The sequence below is a fragment of the Frigoribacterium sp. CFBP 8759 genome (genome assembly GCF_014841655.1).
GTDB lineage: Bacteria > Actinomycetota > Actinomycetes > Actinomycetales > Microbacteriaceae > Frigoribacterium.
Map to the genome: position 1 here is coordinate 566758 of NZ_JACYUH010000001.1, position 15670 is coordinate 582427.

General features: G+C 74.8%; 15 protein-coding genes. 9 read left to right on the plus strand and 6 right to left on the minus strand.

Annotation, left to right across the window (positions count from 1 at the left end):
• Nucleotides 1–122: 122 nt before the first annotated feature.
• A complete protein-coding gene (locus IFT79_RS02620) occupies nt 123–503 on the minus strand; it encodes a hypothetical protein (RefSeq protein WP_159825304.1) in 381 nt (126 codons plus the stop codon).
• A gap of 110 nt (nt 504–613) precedes the next feature.
• Between IFT79_RS02620 and IFT79_RS02625 the strand changes: the two genes are divergently transcribed.
• The 4 genes from IFT79_RS02625 to IFT79_RS02640 all read left to right on the plus strand — a co-directional run bounded on the left by IFT79_RS02625 (nt 614) and on the right by IFT79_RS02640 (nt 6087).
• A complete protein-coding gene (locus IFT79_RS02625) occupies nt 614–2761 on the plus strand; it encodes a serine hydrolase domain-containing protein (RefSeq protein WP_192122837.1) in 2148 nt (715 codons plus the stop codon).
• A 92-nt stretch (nt 2762–2853) separates the two neighbouring features.
• A complete protein-coding gene (locus IFT79_RS16805) occupies nt 2854–4398 on the plus strand; it encodes a sensor histidine kinase (RefSeq protein WP_342211748.1) in 1545 nt (514 codons plus the stop codon).
• Nucleotides 4395–5198 (plus strand): response regulator, encoded by an 804-nt coding sequence (locus tag IFT79_RS02635; RefSeq protein WP_192122838.1) that lies wholly within the window; start codon nt 4395–4397, stop codon nt 5196–5198. The genes IFT79_RS16805 and IFT79_RS02635 overlap by 4 nt, the downstream gene beginning before the upstream one ends.
• A 190-nt stretch (nt 5199–5388) precedes the next feature.
• Nucleotides 5389–6087 carry a hypothetical protein gene (locus tag IFT79_RS02640; protein WP_123570982.1) on the plus strand — a complete coding sequence of 233 codons (699 nt, stop codon included), beginning with the start codon at nt 5389–5391 and terminating at the stop codon, nt 6085–6087.
• Nucleotides 6088–6213: 126 nt separating this feature from the next.
• Here IFT79_RS02640 and IFT79_RS02645 read toward each other — a convergent pair whose 3' ends face one another.
• The gene (locus tag IFT79_RS02645) at nt 6214–6525 is read right to left on the minus strand and encodes a hypothetical protein (protein WP_056044453.1); all 312 of its coding nucleotides are present in this window, start codon (nt 6523–6525) and stop codon (nt 6214–6216) included.
• Nucleotides 6526–6734: 209 nt separating this feature from the next.
• On the opposite strand from IFT79_RS02645, the gene IFT79_RS02650 reads away from it, so the two are divergent.
• Entirely contained in the window at nt 6735–7460 is a 726-nt protein-coding gene (locus IFT79_RS02650) for a sulfite exporter TauE/SafE family protein (RefSeq protein WP_056044452.1), read from the plus strand.
• Nucleotides 7461–7537: 77 nt separating this feature from the next.
• Nucleotides 7538–8722 (plus strand): 23S rRNA (uracil(747)-C(5))-methyltransferase RlmC, encoded by a 1185-nt coding sequence (rlmC, locus tag IFT79_RS02655; protein ID WP_192122839.1) that lies wholly within the window; start codon nt 7538–7540, stop codon nt 8720–8722.
• Nucleotides 8723–8832: 110 nt separating this feature from the next.
• Here rlmC and IFT79_RS02660 read toward each other — a convergent pair whose 3' ends face one another.
• From IFT79_RS02660 to IFT79_RS02675, 4 genes are all read right to left on the minus strand, one after another.
• Nucleotides 8833–9654, minus strand: a complete 822-nt coding sequence (locus IFT79_RS02660) for a hypothetical protein (RefSeq protein WP_173154358.1) — start codon at nt 9652–9654, stop codon at nt 8833–8835.
• Between the two features lie 92 nt (nt 9655–9746).
• Nucleotides 9747–11099: an alpha-amylase family glycosyl hydrolase gene (locus IFT79_RS02665; protein WP_192122840.1), complete on the minus strand. Its 1353-nt coding sequence runs from the start codon at nt 11097–11099 to the stop codon at nt 9747–9749.
• 77 nt (nt 11100–11176) lie between these two features.
• On the minus strand, nt 11177–11536 hold the full coding sequence (locus tag IFT79_RS02670; protein WP_043595969.1) for a hypothetical protein: 360 nt from the start codon (nt 11534–11536) through the stop codon (nt 11177–11179).
• Nucleotides 11537–11586: 50 nt separating this feature from the next.
• A complete protein-coding gene (locus tag IFT79_RS02675) occupies nt 11587–12585 on the minus strand; it encodes an iron-siderophore ABC transporter substrate-binding protein (RefSeq protein WP_192122841.1) in 999 nt (332 codons plus the stop codon).
• Between the two features lie 132 nt (nt 12586–12717).
• Between IFT79_RS02675 and IFT79_RS16000 the strand changes: the two genes are divergently transcribed.
• The 3 genes from IFT79_RS16000 to IFT79_RS02685 are packed head-to-tail and all read left to right on the plus strand — an operon-like array spanning nt 12718 to nt 15670.
• Nucleotides 12718–13779: a FecCD family ABC transporter permease gene (locus IFT79_RS16000; protein ID WP_123570988.1), complete on the plus strand. Its 1062-nt coding sequence runs from the start codon at nt 12718–12720 to the stop codon at nt 13777–13779.
• Entirely contained in the window at nt 13776–14876 is a 1101-nt protein-coding gene (locus IFT79_RS02680; RefSeq protein ID WP_342211749.1) for a FecCD family ABC transporter permease, read from the plus strand. Before IFT79_RS16000 ends, IFT79_RS02680 begins: the two co-directional genes overlap by 4 nt.
• Nucleotides 14873–15670 carry an ABC transporter ATP-binding protein gene (locus IFT79_RS02685; protein WP_056044437.1) on the plus strand — a complete coding sequence of 266 codons (798 nt, stop codon included), beginning with the start codon at nt 14873–14875 and terminating at the stop codon, nt 15668–15670. The genes IFT79_RS02680 and IFT79_RS02685 overlap by 4 nt, the downstream gene beginning before the upstream one ends.

A 15670-nucleotide genomic window follows, 5' to 3' on the forward strand; every position in this document is an offset into this window, starting at 1 on the left:
TCGTCTCCGTGACGACGCACCGGCCCCGCCCTGCTCGACGGGGTCGGCGATCCCGGTGGACCCCGCCTCGTGCTCACGCACGGGGCGGGGTTTTTCCGTTGCCGCCCGGGGCCGGCCCGGGGTCAGGGGGTGCGGCGGCGGCGACCGGCGGAAGGCTCGGGAGGCGCGGCGGGCGGCCACGGGTCGGGCTCGGCCGTGCTGCGGGCGATGAGCGCGCGGACGTCGGCGTCGTGCTGCAGCGTCCACGCCACGGCCGAGTTCAGCGACGACGCCGTGTGCAACCAGGGCCGACGCCCGCCCTCGTCGCGGCAGTGGGCGTAGACGTCGAACGCGAAGCCGCCCGTGACCGGCCGCTGGCGCACATAGCCGAGCGGAGCCGCCTCGCCCTGCCGGATCAGCCACAGCCCCTGCCCGCCCGGGATCGGCGGGATCGCGCACGGGTGCTCGGCCGGTGGCTTGCGCAGTGCCGCCCGCGCGTTCTCGAACTTCGTCTGCACGCCCATGTCGGCGACCGTAGGCGCGACCACCGACGCCCGCCGTACGACGAAAGTCGTACGGCAGGTCCCGACTCCTGCACCCGGTGCCGCGGCGGCGCAGCCGCGAGCGTAGAGGCATGATCACGACACCGACCCGAGAAGCCCCTCCGTCCCGCCGGCGCCACCCGCGCCTCCTCGTCCGCACGACCCGCACGACCCGTCTCGCCGCCGCCGCGGCCGTCGTCGCCCTGGGCGTCACGCTCGCCGGGTGCGCGTCCGGGGCGACGGGCGCGACCGCCGACCCCGCGCCTCCTGCACCGCCTCAGCACCAGCCCGGCGGTCACTCGCTCACCAAGGACGACGTCGACACGTGGCTCGACGGCGCCGTCGGATCGGCCTTGCAGACGACCGGCATCCCGGGGGCGACCGTCTCGGTCGTCGCCGACGGGAAGGTGCTGACCGCCCGCGGCTACGGCATGGCCGACACCGGCACCGGCGAGACGCCCGGCGAGGCGGTCGACCCCGAGCGCACGCTGTTCCGCGTCGGCTCGGTGTCGAAGGTGGTCTCGGCCACCGCGATCATGCAGCTCGTCGAGAAGGGCGACCTCGACCTCGACGCCGACGTGCAGCAGTACCTCGACTTCGACCTCGACACCCCGAAGGGCGCCGTCACCCTGCGGCACCTGCTCACCCACACGGCCGGCTTCGAGGAGGTCATCGCGGGGCTGATCGGCACGCCCGGCAGCGAGAAGACGCTGCGCGAGGCCGTCTCGGAGGCGCCTCCCGCCCAGGTGTTCACGCCCGGCACCACCCCGGCCTACTCCAACTACGGAGCCACCCTGGCCGGGTACGTCGCCGAGCGCGTCAGCGGCGTCCCGTTCGCCGACCTGCTGCAGCGGGACGTCTTCGACCGTACGGGCATGACCTCGTCGTCGTTCGCCCAGCCGCTGCCCGCCGACCTCGACGCCCGCCTGGCGCACGGCTATCCGGACGACTCGAAGCCCGCCGTCGCCACCGAGGTCGTCAACGCGGCCCCGGCCGGTGCGATGTCGGCCACCGCGACCGACATGGCCCGCTTCATGCTCGCCCAGCTGGGCGACCTGCCGGACGACCAGGCGCTGCTGCAGCCCGACACGCTCGCCGAGATGCACCGTCCCGCCCTCGACGCCGACGACCTCGGCACGCTCGTGGCCGGCCAGCGCATGGACCTCGCGTTCTTCGACGACAGCACGCCCGGCCTGGCCGCCTTCGGGCACGACGGCGACACGCAGGTCTTCCACTCGGCCATGCGGATGTTCCCCGAGCACGACACCGGCATCTTCCTCAGCATGAACGGCAGCGGACGATCGGCCACGGCCTCCCTCGACCTGCGCACCACGGTGCTGCAGGGGTTCGCCGACCGGTACCTGCGTGACGCGGCGACCGCGGACTCGACCGACCCGGCCGACGCGGCCGACGCGGCCAGCCGAGGAGGCGCGGGCACGGTCGACGGCGACGCCTCCGACGGCCCCGTGGCCGCCGACCTGGCCGGCACGTACCTCTCGTCGCGCTCCCCCGTCACCAACCCCGGGGCCCTGCTCGCCCTGAGCGGTCAGACCACGATCGTCCCCCGCTCCGACGGCACGGTCGCCGTCACGCCGAAACCCCTCGGCATGACCACCGGCGTCTACGAGAAGGTCGGGACCGACCTGTGGCGCGAGGTCGGTGGGGACGCCCTGCTCGCGACGCGGACCACCGACACCGAGGGGGACGCGACCGTCGAGGCGATCTCGTGGGGCGCCTCCTTCACCATGCTGCGGGCGCAGCCCTGGCAGGCGGCGTCGGCCGTGCTGCCGAGCGTGGTCCTGGCCGTCGTGGTGCTGCTCGCCTCGATGATCGTCTGGCCGGCCACCGCCCTCGCCGGCGTGGGACGACGGCGGCGGGATCTCCGGGCCGGCCTGTCGACGGGGTCGGCGACCACCACCCCGCGTCGCCGCGACCGCACCCTGTTGCTGTCGCGCTTGGGACAGGCGTCGACGCTGCTGGCCCTCGTCGGCTGGGCGGTCGTCGCGGTGCAGGCCATGTCGTTCGCCGAGGTGTCGGCCGTCACCCTGCGCCTGCTGCAGGGACTGCAGCTGCTCGGCGTCGTCGCGATCGTGCCGGCCGCCCTGGTCGCCTGGCGGGCCGTGCGCGACCGTCGAGGCTGGGCCGTGGTGACCGGACGCGTGCTCGTCCTCGCGTCGCTCGTCGTGCTCGCCGGCTTCGCCTTCGGCTTCCGCCTCATCGCCCCGAGCGTGAGCTTCTGATGACCCGCCCCCAGCGCGACACCCGGGCCGACGGTGCACAGCCGTCGTCGGCCCGGGGCCGGGACGCCCGCGGCACCTGGCATGCTCGGACGGTGACCACGACCCCCGACACCTCGCCCGCTCCGGGCGGTCCGCGCGGCCACGCCGGTTCGGCCGGGCCCGGGCAGGCCGGGCAGGCCGGGCAGGCCGGGCAGGCCGGGCAGGCCGGGCAGGCCGGGCAGGCCGGTTCGGCCGGGCCCGGGATGGCGACGGTGCGCCGCGTCCTCGACCGGCTGGGCGTGCACACGGTGCTCGGCCGCGACGTCGCCCTCGCCGGCGTCTGGGCGCTCGTCACGGTCGCCTTCCTCGCCACGCTGCTGGCCGCGGGCGAGTTCTACGGTGCGAACCGCAGCATCCCGACCGCCCAGATCGTCGCCGTGATCGTGCTGGCGCTCGTCCAGCACGTGCCCCTGGCACTCCGGCGCGTCCGACCCGTCACGGCCCTGCTCGCGGTCGCCGTCCTGCAGGCCGCCCTGCTCACCGTGCTGCCGACCGGCCTCGCCCTGTGGACGGCCGCCCCCGTCGTCACGGCCTACACGGTCGCCACCCTGCGGCCGACCCGGGACGTCGTCGGGGCGGTGCTCGCCGCCGTGGGCATCGAGGCCGTCGGTGCCGCCGTCGGGGCGTCGGCGATCGTCAAGGACCAGCTGGGCGCCCCCGCCGGGCTCGGCGAGGTCGGCGTCGTCGTCGAAGCGCTCGCCCTCGTGGCCAGCGCCGTGCTGATCAACGGCGTGAGCGCCGCCGTCGGCTCGTGGGTGACCCTGCGCCGCGCCCACGACCGCGACGCCCGGGCCCGCGCGGCCGAGAGCGTCGAGCACCAGGCGACGCTCACCCGGGCCGCGGTCGCCGCCGAGCGCACCCGCATGGCCCGTGAGTTGCACGACGTCGCCGCGCACCACCTCACCGGTCTCGTGGTGCAGGCCGGCGCGGCCGAGCGCCTCGTCGACGGCGACCCCGAGCGCGCCAAGGAGTCCCTCCGCAGCGTCCGGGCCCAGGGCCGCGAGACCCTCGACGCGCTGCGGTCGATCGTGGGCATCCTCCGCGAGACCGGCGACGGGCCGAGCGGCACCGTGCCGGTCCCCGGTCTCGGCGACGTGGCCGACCTCGTCGACCAGGCCCGCGCGTCCGGGGCCGTCGTCGACTCGCACGTCGACGGGACGCTGCCGTCGCTGGCCCCGCTCGCCGACGTCACGGCCTACCGCACGGTGCAAGAGGCGCTCGTCAACGCCCGTCGGCACGCGCCGGGCGCGACGGTCGAGCTGCACCTGACCGCGACGGCCGGGTCCCTCGTGATCGTCGTCGAGAACGACCTGCCCCTGGCTCGCGACACGTCGGGGGGCAGCGGCTTCGGGCTGGTCGGCATGCGTGAACGGGCCGACCTGATCGGTGGGCGGCTCGACACCGGGGTGACCGCCGAGGGGCAGTGGCGGGTGCGGCTCGAGCTGCCGGTCGAGGCGGACGCCTCGGCCGAGGCCCCGGCGGGCGGGCCGTCGGCGACCGCTGCGGCGTCCGGGGCCGACGGCGGGGCCGCCTCGGGGCCCACCTCGGGGCTCCGGCCGGGGCCGGACACGGGGCTCACCGGCGGGGGTGCCGAGTGATCCGGGTCGTGCTGGTCGACGACCAGGCGATCGTGCGCACGGGCTTCCGGGTCGTGCTCGAGACGGCGGGCGGCATCGAGGTCGTCGGCGAGGCCTCCGGGGGGCGCGAGGCGGTCGACGTCGTGCGACGCACCCGACCCGACGTCGTCGTGATGGACGTGCGCATGCCCGGCGGCGACGGCATCGAGGCGACGCGGGCGATCGTCGACGCCCGGGTAGGGCCCGGTGCCGCCGGAACGGCCGCTGCCGACGGCCTCGGCTCGTCAGCGCCCCTCGGCGGCGGTCCGGCTCTCGGCGGCGGTCCGGCTCCCGGCGGCGATGCGACCCTCGGCGGCGATGCCGTCGACAGGCAGGAGGCGCGGGTCGGGTCGGCGAGCACCCCCGCGGTCCTCGTCGCCACGACCTTCGACCTCGACGAGTACGTGTTCGGTGCCCTCGAGGCGGGCGCGAGCGGGTTCGTGCTCAAGGACGTCGAGCCCGACGAGTTCGTCGGTGCCGTCCGCGCCCTGGCCTCGGGCCGCGCGGCGATCGACGGCGCCACCACGAGGCGGGTGATCGCCGAGTTCACGCGGCGCCGGCGGACGTCGGCGGTCGAACCGTCGCCCGACGTCCTGACGGAGCGCGAGCGCGAGCTCGTCCGTCTGCTCGGCGAGGGGCTCTCGAACGACGAGATCGGCGAGCGCCTGGTGGTCGAGACGAGCACGGTCAAGTCACACCTCACCCGCATCACGACCAAGCTCGGCACCCGAGACCGCCTGCAGACCGTCGTCTGGGCCTACCGCTCGGGCCTGCTGCCCTGAGCCCGGGGCCGAGGCCGATCGGCCTCCCGTCATCGGCCCGGGTCGCACCACGAACCGGACGTCGCACCGCCGATCTCGACGGTGCGACGTCCGGTCCGCGGTGCGACGCGCGGGCCCGAGCAGCATCACGACCCGCTGGTAGCCTCGGGGCGTCGCGGGACCACGGGGGTGCCCGGACGGAGGGGACGACATGTCGATCAGGACCACGCTGCCCGTCGGGGCCGCCACTCTCGTGTTGCTGTTGACCGGGTGCTCAGGGGGTGCCGGCGACGAGCCGACCACGACGCCGAGCGCCACCACCACGGCGAGTCCGTCGGCCACGGCGACTGCCGACGCCTCGTCGGCCGCCCTCTCGGACGCCGAACTGGCGTCCGTCTTCACGGGCATCCAGTTCGTGCCCGACGAGTTCGACACGACCGACCAGCTGCTCGACTCGGTCTACCCGGGGCTGACCGCGAGCGACCCGAGCTGCCTCGCCCCGTTCGGCGTCGGCTGGGACGACGCCGCCCCCGACGGCGCGCTCGAGTTCGGCACGAGCAACGACCGCTCGATGACCACCGTCGTCGCGAGCACGGGTGACGACGACGCGGCTTCGGCCCTGGTCGCCGAGGCGTCCGACGCCCTGACCCGCTGCGCGGACGGAACCGCCCTCTTCACGATGCAGGGCCAGCCCGTGCAGACCACGGTCGAGACCACCGAGCCGACCCTCACGGGCACCGACGAGTCGCTCGGCTGGCGCGTCACGGGCACCGTCGGCGGCGGCAGCTTCACCCTGGTCGGCCTGACCGCCCGCGTCGGCGGGGACGCCGTCGCGGTCGTCGGCTGGGACCCGTCGTCGAACGCCACGAACGTGCCGCTCGCGACCCAGATGTTCGTCGACGCCCTCTAGTCGGGCCTGCCCGGAGCCGTCACCGCACCGACGTCGGCCGTGCTGACGAGGCACCGCCGAGTGGACAGGACGCCGCGGCGTTCGGCGGTGTCCTGTCCACTCGGCGGTGTCGCAGGGGCGGGGCGGTCAGGCGACGGGCTCGACGAGCGTGACGTGCTGCGTCGCCACCCGCACGGGCTGGCCGGCGAACGCCGCGGCCCGCGCCTCGGACTGCAGGTAGGCGGCCTCGACCTCGGCGAACCGTGCAGCGTCGCCGGGGGTGCTGACGGCCCAGACGAACTGGTTGGCGTCACGGTCCGCGTAGGCGAACTCGATCGCGAAGCCCTCGGACAGCCGGGCGGGGATCAGCGTCGAGGTGAACCAGGCGACGAAGTCGTCGAGCACCCCCTCGACGAGCTCGTAGCGGCGCAACTGGACGGTCTTCGACGAGTCGGTCATGCCGCCACCCTACTGACGCCGCCCCTCTGCCCTGCCCCAGCCCGAGCCCCAGCCCCAGCCCCAGCCCCACAGCACCACGAGATGGCCACCGCACCACGACTAGTCCTGGCGCTGTGGCCATCTCCTGGCGCCATGCCGACCCGGCCCGGCACGCCCGGCACAGCCCGGCACGGCGCAGCCCGGCCCGGCACGCCGGGTAGCGTGGCGGCGTGACCCCGCTGACGCTCGCCCTCGCCGCCGCGGCCATCGTGGTCGGCGCCCTCACGCAGCGCATGGCGGGCATCGGCTTCGCGCTGACCGCCGCCCCCCTCCTCGTGGTGGTGCTCGGCCCCGAGGCCGGCGTCTCGGTCGGCAACGCCCTCGCCGCCGTGCTCGCGCTGGTCGTGCTGGCGAGCACCTGGCGCACGGTGCGGTGGCGGACGGCTGCCCTCCTCGTCCTGCCCGCCCTCGTGACGATCCCGATCGGCGCGTGGGTCGTGCAGACCGCCCCGACCGGCCCGCTGACCATCGCGGTGGGCGCCCTGGCCCTGGTCGGCGTGCTCGTGATGGCGTTCTCGAGCCGCGCGCGCCTCCTGCCCGGCCGCGTCGGCGCCGTGGCCGCGGGCGCCCTCGGCGGCTTCATGAACGTGACGGCCGGCGTCGGCGGTCCGGCGCTGACGGTGCACGCCACGAGCGACCGCTGGCCCCGGGAGGTCTTCGTCGGCACCGGCCAGGTGTTCCTGCTGGCGATCAACCTGACCTCGGTGCTGACGAAGGGCATCCCGTCCGAGCCGGTCCCCGTCTGGGCGGGAGCCCTCGGCCTGCTGTTCGTCGGCGCGTTCGTCGGACACCACCTCAGCAAGGTCGTCCCGGCCCGGGTCGGCCGCATCCTCGTCCTAACGCTCGCGGCCGTCGGCAGCGCCCTCGCCCTCGTACGCGGCATCACCCAGCTCTGACCCGGCCGCACCCGGCCGCGCCCGGCCGAGGAGGCGCGGGTCGCCACCCCACGCCCCTCGCCTAGACTCGGCCCGCCATGCAGTGCGACTACTTCGACGCGGGGCTGTGCCGTTCGTGCACGCTCCTCGACCGCCCCTACCCGGTCCAGGTCGCCGAGAAGGAGGCGCGCGTCCGCGACCTCCTCGGCGAGCGCCATGCGCCCTCGGCCTGGCTGCCGACGCTGACCGGCCCCGAGTCGGGGTTCCGCAACAAGGCGAAGATGGTCGTCGGCGGCACGATCGACGAGCCGACGCTCGGCATCCTCGACGGCCGCGGGCAGGGCGTCGACCTGCGCGGCTGCGGGCTGCACACGTCAGGAATCCAGGAGGCGCTGCCGACGCTGGCGGCGTTCGTGACCCGGGCGCGCCTCCTGCCCTACGACGTCCCGCGTCGCCGCGGCGAGGCGAAGTACGTGCACGTCACCGAGTCGCCCTCGGGCGAGCTGATGGTGCGCTTCGTGCTGCGCAGCGAGCAGGCCCTGCCCCGGCTGCGGTCCGAACTGCCCTGGCTGCTCGAGACCCTGCCCCGGGTCGCGGTCGTGTCGGTCAACCTGCTGCCCGAGCACAAGGCCGTGCTCGAGGGGACCGACGAGATCGTGCTGACCGAGCGCGAGACGCTCACCATGCAGCTCGGCGGGGTCGACCTCGAGCTGCGCCCCCAGAGCTTCTTCCAGACGAACACGGCGATCGCGGCCGGGCTCTACGCGCAGGCCGCCGAGTGGGTCGACGCGATCGACCCGGCCACGGTGTGGGACCTCTACTGCGGCGTCGGAGGCTTCGCCCTGCACGTCGCGCGCCCGGGCGCCGGCCGCACGAGTCGGCACGCGCACCGCGAGGTCGTCGGCATCGAGACCAGCGAGGAGGCGGTGGCCAGCGCCCGGGGCAGCGCCCGTCGCGCCGGCCTCGAGCACGTGCGCTTCGCGGCCGACGACGCGACCCGGTTCGCGACGGGCGCGTCCGCGGGGGCGGCGTCCTCGGGTACCGGCACCGCGCCTCCGGAGCTGGTGATCGTCAACCCGCCGCGACGCGGGATCGGGGCGACGCTGGCCGGCTGGCTCGAGGGGTCGGGAGTCGAGCACGTCATCTACTCGAGCTGCAACCCCGTCACCCTGGCGAGCGACCTCGACGCGATGCCGTCGTTCGACGTGGTTGCGGCGCGCGTGTTCGACATGTTCCCGCAGACGCCGCACCTCGAGGCGATGGCCCTGCTGCGTCGCCGCTGAGCGCTCCGCCGCCTCCCGACGACGAACCCCGTTCACGAAGACGAACCCCGATCGAACGGGGTTCGTCTTCGTGAACGGGGTTCGCGGCGGACGTCCCGCCGGGCCGGGGCTCAGAGCACGACGGTGCTGCTGCGCCAGCCGAGCGAGTCGTCGCCCGTCTGCCACACGACGGTGAGGCCGCGGCCGGCCCCGCTCGACTCGCCGATCTCGGTCGTGAAGCGCTTGCCCGATCCGGCCGACACGGCCTCGATCGACGGCAGCTGCTGACCGTCGAGGAAGGCCCAGAGCGTGTCGGGGTAGCCGACGACGCTCGGCTCGGTCTGGTCCTGGCTCAACGGGCTGGCGAACGAGATCGACGCGGGGGCCGTGGTGTCGTACACCGCGCCTCCTGCGCTCTGGTCCTCGGCCCCGACGGCCGGGTTGTCCCACTCGTAGACCGAGTCGCCGGTCGGCGGCACGCCGGCGTCGTCGACGCGCAGGCCGTCGGCCGTCTCGCGCACGATCCAGGCGTCGGCGAGGTCGTCGGTCGTGGCGCTCACCAGCGTGAACGCGCCCTCGGGCCCCTCGGCCACGGCCAGGTCGGCGTCGACCAGGACCGAGGCCTCGTCGGGCGTCACCGTGCCGTCCACCGGCGAGTACTCGGCGAAGGTCCGCTCGGCGCCGTAGAACTGCTGCGCCTCGGGGGTCAGCAGGGCCCAGGCCGCCGCCGTGTCTCCGTCCGAGATCGCGTCGAGGTAGCGGACGACGATCGCCTGCTCGGCCGAGTCCTGTTCGGAACCGGCGGGGGTCGCGCTCGTCGCGGGGGCGCTCGGCACGCCGGTCGCCGCGGCGGTCGGGGCCGTCACGGCGGGGTCGGAGGTGCATCCGGTGGCGGCGACCAGCGCACCGACGGCGAGGGTCGAGGTCATGAGTAGCTCTCGTGTCTTAGCCATGCGTGGCACGGTAGCGACGGCCCGCCCGGGTTCGTCGCGACTCCCAGGGGATGCCCACGGGGGGCGGAGGGACCCCGGAGGCGCGGGCCGCGTCAGGCGCGCGCGACGACCGCCCAGCCGTGCGGCCCCACCGACAGGACGTCGCCGTCGAGGCCCGCGTCCCGACCGGCCACCCACTCGCCCGGGGCCGGGTCGGCCACGCGCAGCTCGTCGTCGCCGAGGTTCAGCGCGACGACGAGCGACCGGCCCGCCCCGGCGCCCGTGACCTCGAGCACGAGCGACTCGTTCGCGACCGACACGGTGCGGCTGCGGGCGGTGTGCAGCCACGGGTGCCGACGTCGCACGCCGATCAGCTCCTGGTGCAGGGCGAGGACCTCGGGGAGGGCGTCCGGGACGCCGGCACCCGGAGCCTCGGCACGCGGCGAGGGGAACGCCGGACGCACCGCGTCGTCGCCGCCGACCCGCGCCTCCTTGACGGCCCGCAGGCCGAACTCGTCCCCGTAGTAGACCGAGGGCGTGCCGCCGAGGGTGAAGAGCAGCACGATCGCGTGGGCGTGGTGGCGGTCGTCGTCGATCTGGCTGGCGATGCGCGTGACGTCGTGGTTGCCGACGAAGGTCAGCGGCACGAAGTCGTCGAGGAACCCGTCGTGGCGCTGCAGCGCCCACTCGAGCTCGAACAGGTTGACCTCGGCCAGTGCGTGCCAGACGCCCTGCCACAGTTCGTACTGGGTCACCGAGTCGAGGCCTCCGTCACGGACGGCCGCCGCGTAGTCGCCGTGCAGCACCTCGCCCACGACGTACACGTCGGGGTGCCGTTCGCGGAGCGGCGGCAGCACGGTCGCCCAGAACGACGACGGCACCGAGTAGGCGGCGTCGAGCCGCCAGGCGTCGGCACCGCGGTCGGCCCAGTACGTCAGGACGTCCGTGACCGTGCGGGCGACCTCGGGCGACGAGTGGTCGAGGGCGATGAGCCCTCCGTGCCCCTCGAAGGTGCCCAGGCTGCCGTCGTCCTCGCGCCGGAACAGGGAGGCCGCGCTCGAGTCGGGGTCGCGACGTGCCTCGACCAGCGCGGGGAACTCGGGGCCGACGTGGTTGAAGACGCCGTCGAGCATGACCTTGACGCCCTTCGCGTGGGCGGCCTCGATCAGGGTGACGAGGTCGGCCTCGGTGCCGAGGCGCGGGTCGACCGCGAACCAGTCGATGGTGTCGTAGCCGTGGGTCGACGACGCGAAGACCGGCCCGAGGGCGAGCCCGTTGGCGCCGAGGGCCACCAGGTGGTCGAGCCACGGCACGAGATCGAGGAGGCGCGGTGCCGGCGAGCGGTCCGCTCCCGTCGTGTCCGCCCCGACGAACCCGAGGGGGTACACGTGCCACCACACGACGTGCTCGGTCCAGGAGGGGCCCGGCAGGGCGGTGGCCGTCGTCGGGGACTCGTGTTCGCTCATTCGCGCCACCCTAGTGACGGGCGGTCGTGAGGTGTCCCCCGGCCAGCTCGCGGGGCTCAGCTCGCCGGGCGTCGGCGTCAGCTCGCGGGGCCGAGCAGGACGGCGAGCAGGGCGGCCGCGCCGCCGACGATGAACAGCATCGTGCCGGCCTGCATCGTGCGGGTCTTGTTGCGGTCGGCCGTGGGGACGTCGACCTCGAGGATCGGGCAGCCCGACCACCCGATGAGCCCGACGCTCAGGGCGACCAGCGCGGCACCGACCCAGAACAACGTCGCGAGCCCGGCCGAGAGGAGGGCCGGCCGCCAGCCGGTCGCGAGCAGCAGCCCCAGGGCCACCGCCACGCTGCCGACCGCGGCGACGAACCAGATCGTGCCGGTCCACATGATGCGTTGGACGTTCTTCTCGGGGGTCATCAGGTCGTGCAGCTCGTGGGTCACCAGAACATCTTTCACCCTCTGCAGCGATCCGGCCCGCACGGGTGCGGCGACTACTCCGTGGCGCCCTCGAGCAGCGGCACCAGCTGGTCGAGCGCGTACTGGCGCGAGAGCGCCGAACCGAGCGAATACGCCGCGGCGACGTCGCCGTCGATGACGACGGCGTGGCCGTCCTGCACCGCCGACAGGGCCTTCCACTGCGGGTCGTCGGTGATCTCGGTCGTGTCGATGTAGATCGGGAAGGCCACGATGACGTCCGCGTCGATCTGGTCGAGCTGCTCGCTCGAGATCGACACCGAGAAGCCACCGGCGTTCGGGGACAGCGCCGAGATGGCGGGGTTCTGCTCGAAGCCGAGCGCCTCGAGCTGCTCGACCCGCTCGCTGTCCTCGACGTAGGCGCCCCAGCCCTCGCTGGTCTTCGTGGCGGCGGTGATCGTCTTGCCCTTCCACTCGGGGTGGGCGTCGGCGACGGCCTCGACGGCCTTCTCGTTCTCGTCGACGAGCTGCTCACCCTTGGCCTCTTCACCGAGTGCCTTCGAGACGAGTTCCATCTGGTCCTCGAAGTCGGTCAGGTAGCTGTCGCCTCCCTCGGGCACGCCCACGGTCGGGGCGATGCTCGACAGGCGGTCGTAGCGCTCCTGGTCGCCCGAGCTCTTCGTGTCGAGGATGACGTCGGGCTCGAGGGCCGCGATGGCCTCGTAGGAGGGCTCGAGGGTGCCGATGATCTCGGGGGCCTGGTCGTAGAGGCCCTGTGCCCAGGGGCCGACGCCGTCGGCCTCGTCACCGAAGGCGAGCCAGTCCGAGGCCCCCACGGGCTGCACGCCCAGCGCGAGCGCCGTCTCGGCGTCGCCCCAGCCGAGCGCGACGACGCGCGTCGGCTTCTGGTCGATGGTGACCTCGCCGAACTTCGTGTCGATCGAGACGGGGAACGAGCCCGATCCGCCCGAGGCTCCGCCGCCGGCGGCGTCGTCCGGGTCGGCGTCGGCCGAGCAGCCGGCCAGGGCGAGGGTGGCGACCGCGACGGCGGCGGCGATCGAGAGTGTCTTGCGCATGTGTTCCTCAGGGCTGTGACGTCGGTGCTGTGACGTGGTGTCGGGCGGAAGGTCGGGTGCGGGGGGCGGGCCTGGACGGCGACGTGCGCCACCCGGCCGGACTCCAAGTGAGGGTAGCCTAAGCTAATCATCATGGCGATGCCCCGAGCGCTCACGGTCGGCCGTGCCCCGCGACCGACGCGGGGCTCCCGGCGCACCCGCACGCGCCTCCTCGCCCTCGTGGCCGCCCTGGCCCTGTTGGCCCTCGCCGTCGTGCTGGGACTCGCCGTCGGCGCGCGGCCGGTCGCGTTCGACGAGGTGTTGCGCATCCTCACCGGCGCCGCGAGCCGCGACACCGCCGACGCGACCGCCGTGCTCGACCTCCGCCTGCCGCGGACGGTCGCCGCGATCGTGGCCGGGGCCGGGCTCGGGGTCGCCGGGGCCGTCGTGCAGGCCGTGACGCGCAACCCGCTGGCCGACCCGGGCATCCTCGGCGTCACCTCGGGCAGCGCCTTCGCCGTCGCCCTCGCGGTCGGCTTCGCCGGGGTCACCTCGGCGAGCGGCTGGGTCTGGTTCTCGTTCGTCGGTGCGGGCCTCGCGACGGTCGCCGTCGCCCTGATCGGTGGCGCCGGACGAGGAGGCGGTGGTCCCGCCCGCCTGACCCTCGCCGGCCTCGCGCTCGGGTCGGTGCTCGCGGGGATCACCTCGTCGATCGTGCTGGCCGATCCCCGCCGTTTCGACGCCGTCCGCGCGTGGGAGGTCGGCTCGCTCGCCGACCGCGGCTGGGAGCCCGTGCTCACGGTGCTGCCCTTCGTCGCGGCCGGGGTCGTCGTCGCCCTGATCGCCTCGCGCCCGCTCGACGCCGTCGCGCTCGGCGACGAGCACGCCGCGTCGGTCGGCGTCTCGGTGCCGGCCGTGCGCGTCGTCTCGTTGGTCGTCGTCACCCTGCTGGCCGGAGGCGCGACCGCGGTGGTCGGGCCCATCGCGTTCGTGGGGCTCATGGTCGCGCACGCCGCCCGCGGCGTCGTCGGGCCCAGCCAGCCGTGGATCACCGCCCTCTCGGCCGTGCTCGGGCCGGTGCTGCTGCTGCTCGCGGACGTCCTCGGCCGCGTGGTCGCTCCCCCGGGCGAGCTGGCCGCTGGCCTCGTCACGGCCGCCGTCGGCGCCCCCGTGCTCATCGCGATCGCCCGACGCCGACGGGTGGGTGGCGCGTGACCCGGGGCACGGGGCCGGACACGCGCCCGACCCGGGGTACGGGCACGTCGTCGGGTACGCGGACGACGTCGACCTCCCCGGGTGTCGGCCCGCGCCTCCTGCGCTCGTGGCGCTCGACCGGCGGGCGGCGACGCACGGCGACGCTGACGCTGGTCGTGGTGGCCGTCGTCGTCGCGATCGTCGCCCTCGGCATCGGCGACTACCCGCTCAGCCCGCCCCAGGTCGTGCGGGCGCTGTTCGGCGGCGACGGGTTCGCCTCGACCATCGTGCTGAACTGGCGGCTGCCGCGCGTCCTCGCGGCCCTCGTCTTCGGCGCCGCACTCGGCGTCTCGGGCGCCGTCTTCCAGTCCCTGACCCGCAACCCGCTGGGCTCGCCCGACGTGATCGGCTTCTCGACCGGCGCCTACACCGGGGCGATCGTCGTCATCGTGTCGGGTGCGGCCTCGACGATCGGCACGGCGGCCGGCGCCCTGATCGGCGGGCTCGTCACCGCGCTGGTCGTCTACCTGCTGGCCTACCGTCGCGGCGTGCACGGGCTGCGGCTGATCATCGTGGGCATCGGCGTCACGGCCCTGCTGCACTCGGTCAACAGCTGGTTGCTGCTGCGCGCGCAGAACGAGGTCGCCCTGACCGCGTCGTTCTGGGGGGCGGGCTCGCTCGCGCTGGTCGGCTGGAAGCAGCTCGTCCCGGCGCTGGTGCTGCTCGTCGTGCTGACCCCGCTGGTCATGGGGTTGTCGCGTCCCCTCCGGCAGCTCGAGCTCGGCGACGACGCCGCCCGGTCGCACGGCCTCGGCGCCGAGCGGTCGCGCCTGGCGCTCGTCGTCGTCGGCGTCGCACTGACCGCCGTGGTGACCGCCAGCACCGGGCCGATCGCGTTCGTGGCCCTGGCCGCGCCGCAGCTGGCCCGACGCCTGGTGCGGTCGGCCGGGGTGCCGCTCGTCGCCGGCGGACTCGTCGGCGGGGTGCTCCTGCTGGTCGCCGACCTCGTCGCCCAGCACGTGGCCGCCAACCCGGTGCCGGTCGGCCTCGTCACCCTCGTGATCGGCGGGGTCTACCTGATCACCCTGCTCGTCTCGGAATCCCGGAGGTCCGCGTGAACGCCGACGACACCCGCCCCTCCCGCCTCGTGGCCCGCGGCGCGCACCTCGCCTACGACCGGCGGACGGTGAGCGAGGCCGTCGACGCCGACGTGCGCGACGGCTCGTTCACCGTCATCGTCGGGCCGAACGCCTGCGGGAAGTCGACCCTCCTGAGGGCCTTCGCGCGCCTCCTTAAGCCCCGGTCGGGGTCGGTCCTGCTCGACGGACGCGAGCTCGCGGGCGTGCCGGCGAAGGAGGTGGCCCGCATCGTCGGCCTGCTGCCCCAGACCTCGACCGCGCCCGACGGCATCACCGTCGCCGAACTCGTCGCCCGGGGCCGCTACCCGCACCAGGGGCTCTTCCGGCAGTGGACCGGCACCGACCGCGAGGCCGTCGACGCGGCCCTGGCCGAGACCGACCTCACCGAGCTGGTCGACGTGCCCGTCGACGAGCTGTCGGGCGGCCAGCGCCAGCGCGTGTGGGTCGCGATGGCGCTCGCGCAGCAGACCCCGGTGCTGCTGCTCGACGAGCCGACGACCTACCTCGACATCGCGCACCAGTACGACCTGCTCGACCTCTTCGCCCGGCTGCACGGGCAGGGCACGACCGTGGTCGCGGTGCTGCACGACCTCAACCAGGCCGCGCGGTACGCGACCGACCTGATCGTGATGGCCGACGGCGACGTGGTGGCGACGGGAACCCCGGCCGAGGTGCTGACCGAGCAGCTGGTGACCGACGTGTTCGACCTGCCCTGCGTCGTCGTGCCGGACCCCGTGACCGGGTCGCCGATGGTCGTGCCGCGCCGCCGCTGA

What these genes read in the sequence shown, in the direction of transcription:
- IFT79_RS02620 (WP_159825304.1), bottom strand. Translation starts at nt 503, where the DNA reads ATGGGCGTGCAGACGAAGTTCGAGAACGCGCGGGCGGCACTGCGCAAG.
- IFT79_RS02625 (WP_192122837.1), top strand. Translation starts at nt 614, where the DNA reads ATGATCACGACACCGACCCGAGAAGCCCCTCCGTCCCGCCGGCGCCAC.
- IFT79_RS02640 (WP_123570982.1), top strand. Translation starts at nt 5,389, where the DNA reads ATGTCGATCAGGACCACGCTGCCCGTCGGGGCCGCCACTCTCGTGTTG.
- IFT79_RS02645 (WP_056044453.1), bottom strand. Translation starts at nt 6,525, where the DNA reads ATGACCGACTCGTCGAAGACCGTCCAGTTGCGCCGCTACGAGCTCGTC.
- rlmC (WP_192122839.1), top strand. Translation starts at nt 7,538, where the DNA reads ATGCAGTGCGACTACTTCGACGCGGGGCTGTGCCGTTCGTGCACGCTC.
- IFT79_RS02660 (WP_173154358.1), bottom strand. Translation starts at nt 9,654, where the DNA reads ATGGCTAAGACACGAGAGCTACTCATGACCTCGACCCTCGCCGTCGGT.
- IFT79_RS02665 (WP_192122840.1), bottom strand. Translation starts at nt 11,099, where the DNA reads ATGAGCGAACACGAGTCCCCGACGACGGCCACCGCCCTGCCGGGCCCC.
- IFT79_RS02675 (WP_192122841.1), bottom strand. Translation starts at nt 12,585, where the DNA reads ATGCGCAAGACACTCTCGATCGCCGCCGCCGTCGCGGTCGCCACCCTC.
- IFT79_RS16000 (WP_123570988.1), top strand. Translation starts at nt 12,718, where the DNA reads ATGGCGATGCCCCGAGCGCTCACGGTCGGCCGTGCCCCGCGACCGACG.